Genomic DNA, 15,187 nt, shown 5'->3' with positions numbered 1-15,187 from the left:
GAGCTTTTTTCCGCCTGGAAAAATTAACACAGTTAGAAAACAGTGTAGTAGACTATACAGATGAAAACCATAAATTAACATGGCTAAATACATTTGCAGGAAATATTCAATCCAATATAAATCACGTATTTTTTAATACATATGGGAGAATCGAAGAAATCATGTTATGAATTCGTTGATTCTTACATCAATTTAACTGAAATGTTAAGAAAAGAATTACCAGTGGATATCTGTAATAAAATTCTATCTACAAATCATAAGAATAACATGGAAAGAACAAAAAAATTTATTGAATCTGAATAATTTCTTGAATAATAATGTATATTATGTTAATGTATGTTCATGAATTGCGGTGGATGTCTTCGGACTACACTTAAAAGAATCTGATGCGTCGGATTCTTTTTTTATTATGAATGATAAATTAATAGTGTAAAACAAATTATTCTTTATATTAATCATTTGGGTGAATATTTTAGCGACTTAGAGAAAAACATTCAGTCGTAGAGTGATACTATCTTCATGGGTATAGAGCTAGTGATGACAAAATCATCACTAGATTTTTGGATTCATGAACCACACTGTAGTGGTTCATTTTTGCTATTTGACACTTCAATTATGTGTTCAATGAATAAAAACAAAACGCCCTCAAGTGTGCTTGTGTTTCCATAGAGGCCTGAGGGAGATATTGTCTATATAATAGACATATATTGGGTGCTGGTCAATATAATAATTGAACATGACACAAAGAGTTTCAAGATGAAATAAATGATAATAGTCAATAATTGAAATCTTTAATAATTTTTAGTTTATTTAAATATACGAGGATATTTCATTCCCTATTTATTTTTAGATATAATAAATAAAGAAGGAGATGAAATAGATGAATCAGATAGAACGCTTGCAAGAAGAAAATAGAAAATTAAAAAGAGAAAATGAGAAATATAAAAGAATACTTATAGAACATAATCTTATTAATACAGAAGAAATTCCATTCTATCATAAAGAAGATAAACTAAGAATCTATAAAAATCTCTTTAAAGGAAGAGAAGATGTTTATGCTTTAAACTATAAAGAAACATTTTTTCCAGCCTGCAAAAATAGAATAAGCGGTAGATTATGTAAAAGAAAAAAGAATGGCAGCAAGTGGTGTCGTAAATGTAGTAATCAAAATTTTTCATCATTAACAGATTTCGTTCTGTTGGATCATATATCAACATCTCATAAAAGAATAGGCTTGTATCCATTACTGAAGGATAATACTTGTTTCCTCCTTGCCATTGACTTTGATGAAGACGATTGGTTCAGTGCCATGCTTTCAGTCTATCGACTGGCTAAACGCTATGGTATCGATAGCGCCATGGAGCGTTCGTTTTCTGGTAATGGTGGGCATCTATGGTTCTTCTTTCAAGAACCGATCCCCGCATATATGGCTAGAATGTTTGGACGTACTCTTCTTAATGAAGCGATGAGGATTAATAAAGATATCACTTATGAATCATATGATCGCTTATTTCCTGCTCAGGATACAATGCCCGAGGGAGGGTTTGGAAATCTTATTGCCTTGCCTTTTGCATTTGATGCTCTCATGAAAGGTAATGCTGTTTTTATTAACGAATATAATCAGAAGATTACTAAACAATTCTACTATTTAAGTACAATCAAAAAAATATCTACAAAGACTATTGAGAACTATATCAATCAAAACAAAGAAATGACCTTAGAAAATCTTGATATCGATACAGATAATCTTAATACAATACATATCAAGAGAACAGGTATTCTCAAAATAGAAAAGAAAGGACTTAATTCTCATACAATTCAATTTTTAAGAAAAATCTCTTCTATGTGGAACCCTGAATACTTTAGAAAACAAAGAAATCATGAACCTTTGTGGAAAGGAAATGGAGTTAGTGCCATTCTTAGTGAGTATGAAGAAACTGAAAATTATATTTATCTTCCAAGAGCGTTAGATGAAATTATAGAAGAACATACAAATATAATTTATGATGATCATATCTCCATAGGACATCCTATTGACGTTTCTTTTATTGGAAAACTTTATCCCTATCAACAAGAAGCCATCACGAATGCTTTGAAGCATTCTATAGGCGTTATTAAAGCGCCTACTGGGTCTGGTAAGACCGTGATGGCATTAAACATCATTGCTCAACTAAAAGTTTCTACATTGATAATTTTAGGTAATACAGAACTTGCCAAACAATGGAAAAAGCGAATCAATGACTTCCTTGATTATCCTGATAAAGACAAAAAAAGAAATCAGTTTATTGGAGAATATTCCGGATCAAAAAAGAAAATGTTTGGCAATATTGATATTGCTTTAGTGCAATCATTAAGTCATTTAAAAGACAAAGAGATATTTGAAAGATATGGATTAGTCATAATTGATGAAGGACATCATAGTGCAAGTACGACATACAGAGAAACATTAAAGAATATTCCTGCAAAAAACATTTATTCCTTTACCGCAACACCTGAAAGACAAGATGGACTAGATAAAATTGTAAGCATGTATCTAGGAAGAATCGTAAGCGAAGTACCGTTTGAAGTCATTAAAACATTAAGGCATTTCAAACAGATTCTCATTCCTAGATATACCACATTTACTTATCTCGACGAAGATCATGACTTTACTAATATTGTAAAAAAACTAGTAAACAATCAAAAAAGAAACAATGAAATTATTCAAGATGTTATCCATGAATACAATAAATCAAGAAATATCATTGTATTATCAGATCGTATTGAACACTTGGATTACCTTTATGAACGGATAAAACATATTACAATAAATTCATTCTTATTAACAGGTAAAACAAAAGTAAGAGAGAAAAATAGAATCATCGAAACAGTTAATCGATTAAAAGATGAAAACTATATTCTTCTTGCTTCCTACAAGTTGATAGGAGAAGGATTTGATCTACCAAGTCTAGAAACAATGTTCATGGCGTCTCCATTCTCATGGAAAGGGAGAACAAGTCAGTATATAGGTAGACTTCATCGTAATCATGAAGGAAAAGAAGTCATTAAAGTCTATGACTATGTAGATCGACATGTAGAAATGTTAAAACGAATGTATCAGAATAGATTAAAGGTCTATAGAAGTGAAGGATATGATATTCAAATTAACAATAATAAAATCATTTCACTTGAACGTTATCTTTATGAATATGAAGAATATCAGAAAAACATGATCAATAATATATGCGCTGCTCATAATGAAATCGTCATTTCTTGTAATACTGTTTATCTTTCCAGAATTAAATCATACTATAAAATGATAGAAGGGTTGGTTATGAAAGGAATTCATGTTCACCTTTTTACTGATATAGAACTAACAAAAGAAATTATTTCATATTTACACTCACTAGGAGTTCATTTAAGACATACATTACATCCATCCAATCTAGTCATTATAGATAAAAAGATAATTTGGCTAAGCAATAGTTCGTTCTTTGGATACCAGGATAAACTTGAACTTGCTTATAAACTTAACGATCCATCATTTGCGGAAGAACTACTAAGTAATTTGATTACATCAAATGTTTAGAAAAACACTTTGATTTCTATAAATAGTTATGAACTTAAATTATTAGCTTTATTAGACAATATTTACTCTCTCTAGTAAACTAATGTATAAGGCGAAAGGAGAAAAGTATGGATTGGAAAAAACTATTTGCTCCTCAGATTCTAGGGAGAGGTTATGATTATTATTTAAAAGGTCGTGTAAATAATCTGGAAATATCTGATGATCATATTTCTTCTACTGTTATAGGAGAGAATGCATATAAAGTTAATATTTATTTAGATAATAATAAAATAAAAGATATGGAATGTAATTGTCCATATGCCAAAAGAGGTTATAACTGTAAACACATGGCTGCAGTCTTATATCAATGGATTAATGGTTGTTCAGCAGAAGAAAACTTCAACGATATACGTGAGTATCTTGATGAAGTAGATGATCCTACCATAAAAGACTTTCTTGCACAGACTTTACTTAAAGATTCCAACCTTCAAAGTAAATTTTATAAGCTTACAGGATATTATGATAAACATGCAAGTATAAAACCTTATATTGAACGCTATAATGAAGTATTTAATCAATATTCTACATATGATGATCAAATTCAAAACTATTATATGCCAGAATTCGTTGATGAAGTAGAATGTATTGTACATGATGCTTTCAGTTTGATTAAAGATAAACATTATAATAAAGCTTTCTCTTTTCTAAAATTCTTATATGACAATATATCCGAGATTACATTTATGGATGATTTTGGATACTTTATATATGAAAGTTTATCAGACTATCTTGAAAACATCATTAAACATGCGGAAGGTATATTTAAAGATGATATCTTTTCATGGGCAATTCAAGAATTAATGAATGCACATGACGATGATGCTGAAGATTTTTTAAGTGATATCGTATTTGATAATTTCTATGAAGATGACTATCTTCATAGAAAAGCTGATTTCCTTAAACAATTAATAGCGAAATTTCCGCCACTAGAACGTAATCATCCTGACTTTACTTATTTTCGTGAATGGATTATTACCTATATTCAAGTTTTAGAGGAATGTCATGTCGCAAAAGAAGAAATTGAAAAATTCTGTAAAACATATTGGCATATTAGAGAAATAAGAGATGAATATCTTAGCTATTGTAAAGAGATAAAGGATTATGATCAGTTACTCCCGTTAATAGATGAATGTATAAACTTAGAAAAAAATAGTAGATTAAGTTTAAGAAAATATAGTGATATGAAAAAGGATATCTTCTTTTCACAGTCTAACATGGAAGATTATAAGAAAGAATTATATGATCTTATCACGAAATATACGGCTGGCGATATTAACTATTTTAAAGAGTTAAAACAGCAGTATTCTCCTGAAGAGTGGGTAGAGATAAGAGAAGATATATTCTTAGACCTTCATGATTATTCAGGAATAGCAAGTCTATATGCAGAAGAAAAATTGTATGAACGTCTTATTAAAGTTATTAAAGCTTCAGATGGTTTTTATCTTATTGATCGTTATGCATCACTATTAGAGAAGGATTACCATGATGAAGTCATGAGTATATATGAAAACGAATTAAACCTTATGGCTTACCGAGTAAGAGGTAGAGAGCGATATGCACAACTAATAGAACGTCTTGAGAGATTAAAGACATTAAATCATAGTGAAGAAACAGTTATGAGAATCATTAGCGGCTGGAGACAGATGTACAAAAATAGAAAAGCAATGATGGAAGAATTAAATAAATTCAGTATAAAATAAACGTGACAGTCATTAGACTGCCACGTTTATTTTACTTAAAATCATTTATAAATATAAAAAATGATACAAAAAGTATCGAATTATATGTTAATATATATTTAGTAGAAGAATAAATGGGGTGACTAGGAATGGAAAGAGCATGTGTAAGGATAGAAAATATAAAGATTGAAAATTTTAAGAACGTAAAAATGGGCCAGATTTCTTTAAAGAATAATAGAAAAAATTATAAAGCAAGTATATTAGGAATCTATGGTCAAAATGGATCAGGTAAAACAGCTTTAATAGATGCAATTATGTTACTGAAGCTTGCACTTTGTGGAAATTCTATTCCATCAGAATATGCGGATTACATAAATGTTGATGGTAAATACGCTACTATGAAATACGAGCTTACGGTGAAGTTATCTCATATTTCATATAAAGTCATCTACGAATTCAAATTAAAAAAAGAAATTGAAGATGATAATGAGAATATATTGGATATAGAGAATTATAAAGCAGTGATTTATGATGAAATACTTAGCTGTTCATATGTAACAAAAGAAGAAAGTGCAAGAATGTCCAAATTGATCAATACAAGTGAAGGAGAAGTATTTACACCTAAAAATAAGTATCAGATGTTAGTTGGAAAAAGCAAGTCGTTAGAAACAGAACTGCAGGTTACCAAGCGCTTAGCGCTTGCTACTGGTAAATCGTTTATTTTCTCTAAAGATTTACTTAAAGCAATAACTCAGCAATCATCTCATCTTCATTATCATGATCTGATCAAGACACTCGTAAATTATGGACAATATGAACTCCTAGTTATTAATACAAAGTATAATGGCTTAATATCATTGAATGCACTTCCTCTATCATTTAAGTATGAAAATAATGAGCGTTCAGGTATTGTTGGTAATATAGCATTACCACTTAATGAAGCACAAACAATACCCCTTGAAGTTGCAAACGTTATTGAAAAGATTATTCCAAATATGAATATAGTTCTTTCACAGATTGTTCCTGGTTTAACCATCAGTATGCATAATTTTGGTAAGCAGCTTCTAAAGAGTGGAAAAGAAGGCTGTCGCGTACAATTGATGTCTAAAAAGAATCACAAAGAAATACCTCTTCGTTATGAATCAGAAGGTATCAAAAAGATTATTTCTATTTTACAGCTTCTTATAGTTGTATATAATAACTCATCAATTACTGTCGCAATTGATGAACTTGATGCAGGAATCTTTGAATATCTTCTAGGAGAACTGTTAAGAATAATATCTGAAAAAGGAAAAGGACAACTAATTTTTACATCACATAATCTTCGTCCATTAGAGACTCTAGATAAAGGATTTATTGCTTTTACTACCACTAATCCAGAAAACCGTTATTTAAGAATGACAAATGTGAAGGAAAATAATAATCTAAGAGATTTCTATTATAGGGATATAGTCTTAGGTGAACAGGACGAAGTTGTATATGATCTAACCAATAATTACGATATCGCACTCGCTTTCAGAGAGGCTGGTGACATGTAGTGGCAAGAAAAAAGATTGTTTTTGTAATAGTAGAAGGGCCATCTGATGAAGAAGCATTAGGTGTGTTGTTAACACGCATATTTGAAAAAGAGAGCGTTTATGTCCATATCAATCATGGAGATATTACTTCAAAGAGCCGTGTAAATCCTTCAAATATCGTTAATCAAATAGAAAACTGTATAAGAGAATATGAAAAAAAGAATCATTTTAAACGATCAGATTTCAAAGAAATCATTCATATCATTGATACAGATGGTGCATTTGTAAAGGATGGTGTGATAATAGAAGATCAACAAGCTAAAAAAACAATCTATAGTCCATCTGAAATTAGAACAATGAATCCACATAATATCATTGATAGAAATAAACGAAAACGTGAAAATATTCTAAGATTAATCATGAAAGATGAGATATGTAATATACCTTATTCAATATATTACATGTCATGTAATTTAGATCACGCTCTATATAATAAGTTAAACTCTTCGGATGATGAAAAAGAAGAGGATGCATATCAATTCGCAAAGAAGTATTCTAAGAATATTCCAGCATTTATAAAGTTTATACAAGAGTCAGATTTTGTAGTGAAATCAGACTATAGAGAATCATGGGACTACATTCAGAAAGATTTGCATTCATTAGAGAGACATACAAATTTTGGATTATGTTTTCCAGATGATTATCAAGACTAATAAAGACATGACAGTCTAAGACTGCCATGTTTTTTATTTTTCAATTCGATAAATATATTAAATTTCATAATAATTTCTATTATACTATATATAATAGAAAAATATTATGAAAGGATAATGTTACAAAGAGAAAGTATTTTAGGTTTTGTTGGTTATATGTAACAACTAAAAAAGTATAATGCACATGTTAATTAGAATTTCTATTGAGGGTGTTTTTATCTGTTTTATTTTCGTAATGATATTTGTTACTGCTATTCATTTCTATCGTAAGGAGAAAGGGAAAGCAAAGTATTCACTATTTACTAAAGCAATTCTGACTTTCTATTTTCTTTTATTGATTGATACCGCTATTCTTGGCTTTGAAGTTGCAACAGGAGAGATGTTACAAGAAATAATCAAAGAGAGTAGGGGATATTCCTTTTTTCAATTCATACCTTTTCATTCAATCAAAACAGCATTTATTGAACCGCAATTGTGGGAATTTGCGGTTATTCAGAATGTTGGAAACATTCTTCTACTATTTCCACTTGCCTATAGCATGAGAATATTAAAAGATATGTCCGTGAAAAAAGTATTTATTACTTGTCTCATTATTAATGTTGGAATAGAATTCACACAAATGATGACAAATATTATCACAAGAATACCAAGTCATATGGTAGACATTGATGATATCATCTTAAATATGACAGGTGTTGTATTGGCATTATTAGTAGCTAAAGTAACCTATAAATTTAAAGATTATTTCTTAGATATACTATTTGTTTATCCAGATCAAAGAAATACAACTCATGGAAAAATAAGCAAAAGATTTCAGGTATTCCTAACTATGCTTATCATCTATTGTGGTTATCTTTTTATTGCGTGGGTTATAAGTATAATGGATTTCACATCTAAACCTTTCTTGTTGATGGTCTTATTAGCATTTACAATTATTATCCTTCTTTATTTCTTGATATTTATTGCACCTCCATTTTTTTCTTCAAAACAAAAAATTAAAGTGAAATAGCACTATTTTTTATTTTCAATTCGATAAATATATCAAATTTTATAATTATATATTATTATATGTATATAATAAAAAAATATTGGGAAAGGAGCATGTTACAAAGAGATAGTATTTTAGGTTTTGTTAGCTATTTGTAACAACTAAGAAAAACTATTATGCACAGATTAATTGGAGTTTCATCGATTGAAGGTATTTTTAACTGTTATGTTTTTTTAATGATAATCGTCACTGCTATTCATTTCTATCGCAAGAAGAAAGGAAAAGCAAAGTATTCACTATTTACTAAAGCAATTATGACTTATTATTTTCTTATCTTGTTTAATACTGCAATTTTTGGCTTTAAAGTTGCAACAGGAGAGATGTTACAAGATATAATCAAAGAGAGTAGGGGATATTCATCTTTTCAATTCATACCATTCTTTTCAATAAGATCAACGTATGAAGGAGCAGGGTCATGGGAATATCCAACTATTCAGATTATAGGAAGTATTCTTTTATTATTCCCGCTTGCCTATAGCATGAGAATATTAAAAGATATGTCCGCAAAAAAAGTATTTATTACTTGTCTCATTATTAATGTAGGAATTGAATTCATACAAATGATGATAAATATTATCACAAGAATACCAAGTCATTGGGTAAACATTGATGATATCATCTTAAACATGACAGGCGTTGTATTGGCATTATTAGTAGCTAAAGTAACCTATAAATTTAAAGATTATTTCTTAGATATACTATTTGTTTATCCAGATCATCGAAATACAACCCATGGAAAAATTAGCAAAAGATCTCAGGAAATCCTAGCTATGCTTATCCTCTATTTTGGCTATATTCTTATTGCATGGGTTGTAAGTATAATGGAATTTAAAAATGAATATTTTTTGAATATTTTATTGTTCGTATTTACGATAGGCATCGTTGTTTATTTCATGATATATCTGGTACTTCCATTCATTTCTTCAAAACTAAAGATCAAACACCGATAAGATGTGGCAGTCACAGACTGCTGCATCTTTTATTGTATGAGACAATGATGTCTCATACTATAATGCGTGTAATATGTCCTGTTATTGTTATTGAGAAATAGATAAAGTATAAGCGAAAGGAGATAAACAATGGATCAAAAAAAGATTGGGTTATTTTTAAAGACTTTAAGAAAAGAAAAATCACTTACACAAGAAGAGCTTGCTTGTCAGGTAGGTGTTTCTCGTCGTAGTGTTTCTCGCTGGGAAACAGGAAACAATATGCCAGATTTAGATATTCTTTTAGAGTTAGCTGATTTTTATGAAGTGGATATTCGTGAACTTTTGGATGGTGAAAGGAGAAGAGATCATATGAATAAAGAGACAGAGGATACTGTTTTAAAGGTTGCGGATTATATGAATGAAGAAACAATAAAAAATATGAGACGTATTCATGTGTGGTTTATTTTAGCGTTAATACTTGATGTGTTTTATCTTATTTCACTATTTATTGAACCATCAGATCCAAGTCCAATATTTGAATTTATTCAGGGATTTTGTGTAGGTGTCTCTATCGCCATGATTTTTATTGGTGTTCTTATTACCAACAATAAAGAAAATAAATTAATGAACTTCAAGAAACGTATTTTAATGAAATTGAAATCTCAATAAAGGACATGAAACATGTCCTTTTTGCTTATTTGTATGTCATTAAAAACAAAGAAATTAACGTGTAAATTACAATATTTATTTCTTTTTTAGATAAATTGAAATTACATTGATATTCAAAGAATATTTTGTTATAGTGGGGTCATTATGAAAAAGGAGAATAGGAGTATATATATGATAGGAATCTATTTAAGTGGTACTGGAAATACGAAGCACTGTGTTGAAAAGCTGGTTCATTTATTAGATGAAAGGGCCAAGTGTGTTCCTTTGGAATCCCCACAGGTTATAGATCTATTAAAAAAGCATGATATGGTCATTTTGGGATACCCAACACAATTTTCAAATGCACCTTTTATGGTAAGAGACTTTATTAAGAAAAATAGCTTCATTTGGGACAGAAAAAAAGTATTTTGTGTCAATACAATGGGACTTTTCAGCGGAGATGGAACAGGATGTAGTGCCAGAATTCTAAAGAAGTATGGTGCAAAAATTCTTGGAGGACTGCAAATTAAAATGCCTGATTCTGTTTGTGATAGTAAATTATTAAAAAAAGATACTGAAGTGAACAGACAGATTGTTAAGGATGCAGACAGAAGGATTGAACAAGTTGCAGATCAAATCAGAAAAGGAAAGTATCCTCAGGATGGATTATCATTTATAGCACATATCAAAGGATTATTGGGACAAAGACTATGGTTTTATTATAAAACAGTGGGGTATACTGATAAACTAAAAATAAGTGATGCGTGTGTTGGCTGTGGTTTATGCGTAAAAGAATGTCCCATGGGGAATATTCAAATAAAAGATCATCACGCAGTTTCTAAAAAGAGATGTACAATGTGCTATCGATGTATTAGTCTTTGCCCTCAAAAAGCAATCACTTTGCTTGGTAATGAAGTAAAGGAACAATGTCGATATGAGAAATATGAGTAATTCAAACATGATTAATTTTAAGAGAAACATTAGTGACTATAAACGTGATAATAATCATAAAATGAGAGAGTCAGCTTTTAGTAGAAAGGTATCTCAATTGAGTAAGAGTGATAGATAAAAAGATATCGTGAATAGTTATTGAGGATAGAGTTAAAGAAGTCTTAATCATCATTATAAAGTGAAGAAAAACAATGGGTTTAACAAGAAAATATCAATTTCCAGTTATTTTTTTTCAATAGATAAAATTACATTGATATTCAAAGGATGTTTTGTTATAGTGAGGTCATTATGAAAAAGGGGAGAATGATCTATGAATAAAAAATTGTTTTTAGTTGTAGTTAGTTGTCTTTTGTTTTTAACGGCTTGTGGAAGTTCTTCTAGTAATTCCAAGAAGAAAAGTTCAAGCAGTACGACCGCCTCTAAGAGTGCAGATGATAAGTTTATTGTCAGTGGTTATAAGTTAGGTGTGATTCCAGAAATCCCAATTCCTGAGATTAAGGGCTTAGGATTGGTTGAAAGTACTGATGCGAAGATTACTCTTGATATGACAAAGTCTCTTTCTTCTGTTGAAGGTATTACTGTAACACCTGTACGAATTAAGAATGGACAGGTGACTTCTGGTAGTGCCACAGTACAGACAGGAGAAGATGGTGAAGGCCAGTATAGTGATGATGAGAAGTCAGTACAGACTGATGGCAGCGGCGCTGGTCAGTACACTGATGGAACAGTTACTATTCAAAGGGCACCAGATGGATCAGGTCAGTATTCTGATACAAAAAATAAAATCACTATGCAGGTGATCAGTGATGGTTCTGGCCAGTTCAATAATGAAAAAGATGGGATTTCTTTGCAGGTAACAAGTACTGGTGAGGGATCATACAAGAATGAAGAAAAGGATCAGTCAATTACAGTAGTAGGTGATAAGGCTATCTATAAGCATGGAGATATAGTTATCATGAATAATGGTGATGGAACAGGTTCTTATACTGATTCAAGTAAATCATTAATCATTAAAAATGATGGACAAGGAACAGCTACTATCACATTAGGAAGTGAAACAAAGAAAGTGAAGGCGGATCCTTTAGATGCATATGGCAAGCTTCCTAAGTTAAAGGTTGTTCCAGCCATTCCTGCAGTAGAAGCAAATTCTATTAAGATCACATTGGATGCAGGTGTACTTTTTGATGTAGATAAGTACAATATCCGTAAGGATGCTCAAAAAGTGCTGAATGATTTAGCTGGTATTTTAAAGAAGGCGGACATCAAATCTTTTCAGATTGATGGCCACACGGATTCAGATGCGAGCGAAGCACACAACCAGACATTATCTGAAAATAGAGCAAATTCTGTTAAGAAGTATTTAGCATCTCAAGGAGTAAGTGCAACAATTACGACAAAGGGATATGGTGAAAGCAAACCAATTGCTACTAACAAGACCGCTGCAGGAAAGCAGAAAAACCGTCGTGTAGAAATACTTATTCCTACCACTTAATGAATACCGACTATCAAGTCGGTATTTTTAAATTCAAATTTTATTTTGAGAAAAAACTATTATTTAACGTTAATAAGACGGTTGATATGTACAATGGGAAATGATTGAAAAATCAGATATGGAGGAAAATGTATGGATAACAATCAGTTTAACTCTAACAATAATTCTAATGGTAGCTATAATGCTTCACAGGCAGGAAGCTACAATGCTAATTCTCAGCAGAACAATGCTTATCAGTATGATCAGCAGAACAATGCTTATCAGTATGATCAACAGAATGCCTATAGCAATAATGGGGGAAATATTCCACCACAAGGCAATATGCCATTTTATAAGACTACCAAAGGCATTATTGCGATTGCTCTTTCATTAGTTCTTATACTTGGTTTAGTCTATTGGGGATTTAACAACCTCATTGGATATACAAGAATTGATCTTGCCAAGAATGTTTCATTAAAGTTATCAGGTGAATCTGGAACGGCAACTTTAAGTAGTTCCAATGTAAGAAATAATGTAGACTACGATAAATCAAATGAGAAATTAAAGACATTTGTCAATAGCATCAGATATTCAGTAAGCAAGAATATGGCCATTAAAAACGGTGATAAAGTCAAAGTCACAGTTGTATATAGTGAATCTCTTGCAAAAGAATGCAAAGTCAAAGTGACAAATGCAGAAAAAGAAATCACTATATCAGGCTTAGGTGAAAAATTTGAAGATGGAAGTAAAGTGTCTAGTGAAGTAGCTAGTAAAATGAAAACAGATGCGGATTCTAAGATGCAACAAATGATTAGTGGTATTAATGGTGCAGTATGGGAAGCAACACCAACTTACCATTCAATGTATCTTGCTAAAACAACAGAAGGTAATGATATTGTCATTGCAGTATATGATTTAAAACTATTATATAAACAAACAAATAGATCAGTTAACTACTTCGTTTATACTTACTGTGCATCAGGTGTTAATACTAACTATGAAAAGAACTCAATACTTTGGAATGGTTATACTTCAGTAAGTATCATAGGTAATAATCTTTATGGTTATGGTAACTTCTTACAGACAACTGATCGTAGATTAATTTCTGATGCTTCACTAATTGAATCATGTATTACAACTAACAGATTATTTACAGGTAAAACTATTACTAAGATTAATGCTTAAGAAGATGTCATTTGAGACATCTTCTTTTTATATAAATATAAGAAAACAGAAATATAAATTTACTGATATTGCTAAATTGTAAAGAGATAGTAAAAATATGTATTTATAATAAGAACATATGATGAAAATATAAGATTTTCATCACTTTTTTATATAAAAAATCAAATTGAAGTTAAATAATTTGAATATAAAAAATTACCTGGTTATATATAAGTCAAGCTATTGAAAAAGTAAGCATAATACCTTATATATTTATATGAAATAGTAACTGGGTAACCACTTTTATGCGCTTTTTTGGGTGCTTTTTTAATTGTGAAGTCATGAAAACGGTTGCTTTTGATACTTTATAGGAGGTGGCTTGAAGTTAAAGATTAAATGTAAAGACTAACAATCTTAATAATAGAAAGAACTATTGAATAGATCCACTTATTTAAATCATATCTAATAAATATTCAATATTTCTCAAATAAAAAAGGAGAAGAGATTTTATGAAAAATAAGTTAAAAGCTATATTTGTCACATTGATGACAATAGCGATGACTCTTGGTAATGCGACAGTTGTTCATGCAGCTGACGCTACTGAAAGAACTGATATTAAAGTTACCAACTTTAAAATTACGGATTATAGTGGCAATGAAAGAGAAAATTATTCATATAATGAACATCTAAAATTGGATATGACATGGGATGCTAGTGCATATGGTAATACTCTTAAAGCTGGGGATTATTTTAATATTACACTTCCAGAACATATGAGATTCCCACAGAATCATGCAGCAACGCATTTCGAAGTAAAAGACTTAGAAGGAAATGTTGTAGCTAATGCAGTTGTTTCTCCAGGTGCTAATAATGGAGGAAGTATTAAAGTAACTTTTACTGATTATGTAGAAAATAGACACAATATTAAAGGTACCGTTAATCTTCAAGCAAACTTCTCTAATGTTAAATGGGATGAAAATAACACATTTACAGTTATTGTGGGGGAACATACCGCAAGTACAACTGTTAAAGTTGATGGCCCTGTTGGATTAAATAATGAGGCTATAGAAAAATGGGCACAGGCAATTAATGGTGCTGATGATAAAGCTCACTGGGTTGTTCGTATCAATCATATGAAGGATAATCTTGGTGGTGTAACTATTAAAGATTCTTTATCTACATCAGAAGGTGAAATGGGTGATATGAAATATATCACTAATTCAGTTGAATTCTGGGAAGTAACTTATCATGAGTATGGTGGTTTGCAGAAAAAAGTTAGAAAAATTGATATTTCAAATCACATTAAGTTTACTGATAATGATACTAAATTTGAGATTGATTTAAGTAAGCTTGATTTAGGAGATAAACAGTATCGTCTTGAATATGATACTACATATATTAGTGGTACTAGATTAAGAAACAATGTTTCAATAGAGACATCTACAAAAACAGTAACAGAT

11 protein-coding genes are annotated in these 15,187 nt (G+C 30.4%); all 11 read left to right on the top strand.

The features are described 5' to 3' along the window. Positions 1-880 precede the first annotated feature (880 nt). The gene (locus J6L95_RS09740) at positions 881-3,568 is read left to right on the top strand and encodes a TOTE conflict system archaeo-eukaryotic primase domain-containing protein (protein ID WP_287458989.1); all 2,688 of its coding nucleotides are present in this window, start codon (positions 881-883) and stop codon (positions 3,566-3,568) included. Positions 3,569-3,675: 107 nt separating this feature from the next. Continuing rightward, positions 3,676-5,307 (top strand): SWIM zinc finger family protein, encoded by a 1,632-nt coding sequence (locus J6L95_RS09735; protein ID WP_287458988.1) that lies wholly within the window; start codon positions 3,676-3,678, stop codon positions 5,305-5,307. A 128-nt stretch (positions 5,308-5,435) separates the two neighbouring features. Next, on the top strand, positions 5,436-6,824 hold the full coding sequence (locus tag J6L95_RS09730) for an AAA family ATPase (protein ID WP_287458987.1): 1,389 nt from the start codon (positions 5,436-5,438) through the stop codon (positions 6,822-6,824). Continuing rightward, positions 6,824-7,516: a hypothetical protein gene (locus tag J6L95_RS09725; RefSeq protein WP_287458986.1), complete on the top strand. Its 693-nt coding sequence runs from the start codon at positions 6,824-6,826 to the stop codon at positions 7,514-7,516. Before J6L95_RS09730 ends, J6L95_RS09725 begins: the two co-directional genes overlap by 1 nt. Positions 7,517-7,700: 184 nt before the next feature. Further along, the gene (locus J6L95_RS09720) at positions 7,701-8,525 is read left to right on the top strand and encodes a VanZ family protein (protein ID WP_287458985.1); all 825 of its coding nucleotides are present in this window, start codon (positions 7,701-7,703) and stop codon (positions 8,523-8,525) included. Between the two features lie 155 nt (positions 8,526-8,680). Continuing rightward, positions 8,681-9,514 carry a VanZ family protein gene (locus tag J6L95_RS09715; protein WP_287458984.1) on the top strand — a complete coding sequence of 278 codons (834 nt, stop codon included), beginning with the start codon at positions 8,681-8,683 and terminating at the stop codon, positions 9,512-9,514. 129 nt (positions 9,515-9,643) lie between these two features. Next, complete coding sequence (locus tag J6L95_RS09710; RefSeq protein ID WP_287458983.1) at positions 9,644-10,162, top strand: helix-turn-helix domain-containing protein; 519 nt, start codon at positions 9,644-9,646, stop codon at positions 10,160-10,162. Between the two features lie 171 nt (positions 10,163-10,333). Next, the gene (locus J6L95_RS09705) at positions 10,334-11,092 is read left to right on the top strand and encodes an EFR1 family ferrodoxin (RefSeq protein ID WP_287458982.1); all 759 of its coding nucleotides are present in this window, start codon (positions 10,334-10,336) and stop codon (positions 11,090-11,092) included. Between the two features lie 310 nt (positions 11,093-11,402). Further along, positions 11,403-12,584, top strand: a complete 1,182-nt coding sequence (locus tag J6L95_RS09700; protein WP_287458981.1) for an OmpA family protein — start codon at positions 11,403-11,405, stop codon at positions 12,582-12,584. Between the two features lie 132 nt (positions 12,585-12,716). Beyond that, positions 12,717-13,748, top strand: coding sequence for a hypothetical protein (locus tag J6L95_RS09695; protein WP_287458979.1), 1,032 nt, complete (start codon positions 12,717-12,719; stop codon positions 13,746-13,748). 488 nt (positions 13,749-14,236) lie between these two features. Continuing rightward, positions 14,237-15,187: Ig-like domain-containing protein (locus J6L95_RS09690; RefSeq protein WP_287458978.1), on the top strand; the 951-nt coding region annotated here is incomplete at its 3' end.

Source organism: Kandleria sp. (assembly GCF_017934775.1).
Taxonomy (GTDB): Bacteria; Bacillota_I; Bacilli_A; order Erysipelotrichales; family Coprobacillaceae; genus Kandleria; species Kandleria vitulina.
This window is presented reverse-complemented; position numbering and strand designations above follow the sequence as displayed.

What these genes read in the sequence shown, in the direction of transcription:
- J6L95_RS09740 (WP_287458989.1), top strand. Translation starts at nt 881, where the DNA reads ATGAATCAGATAGAACGCTTGCAAGAAGAAAATAGAAAATTAAAAAGA.
- J6L95_RS09735 (WP_287458988.1), top strand. Translation starts at nt 3,676, where the DNA reads ATGGATTGGAAAAAACTATTTGCTCCTCAGATTCTAGGGAGAGGTTAT.
- J6L95_RS09730 (WP_287458987.1), top strand. Translation starts at nt 5,436, where the DNA reads ATGGAAAGAGCATGTGTAAGGATAGAAAATATAAAGATTGAAAATTTT.
- J6L95_RS09720 (WP_287458985.1), top strand. Translation starts at nt 7,701, where the DNA reads ATGTTAATTAGAATTTCTATTGAGGGTGTTTTTATCTGTTTTATTTTC.
- J6L95_RS09715 (WP_287458984.1), top strand. Translation starts at nt 8,681, where the DNA reads ATGCACAGATTAATTGGAGTTTCATCGATTGAAGGTATTTTTAACTGT.
- J6L95_RS09710 (WP_287458983.1), top strand. Translation starts at nt 9,644, where the DNA reads ATGGATCAAAAAAAGATTGGGTTATTTTTAAAGACTTTAAGAAAAGAA.
- J6L95_RS09705 (WP_287458982.1), top strand. Translation starts at nt 10,334, where the DNA reads ATGATAGGAATCTATTTAAGTGGTACTGGAAATACGAAGCACTGTGTT.
- J6L95_RS09700 (WP_287458981.1), top strand. Translation starts at nt 11,403, where the DNA reads ATGAATAAAAAATTGTTTTTAGTTGTAGTTAGTTGTCTTTTGTTTTTA.
- J6L95_RS09695 (WP_287458979.1), top strand. Translation starts at nt 12,717, where the DNA reads ATGGATAACAATCAGTTTAACTCTAACAATAATTCTAATGGTAGCTAT.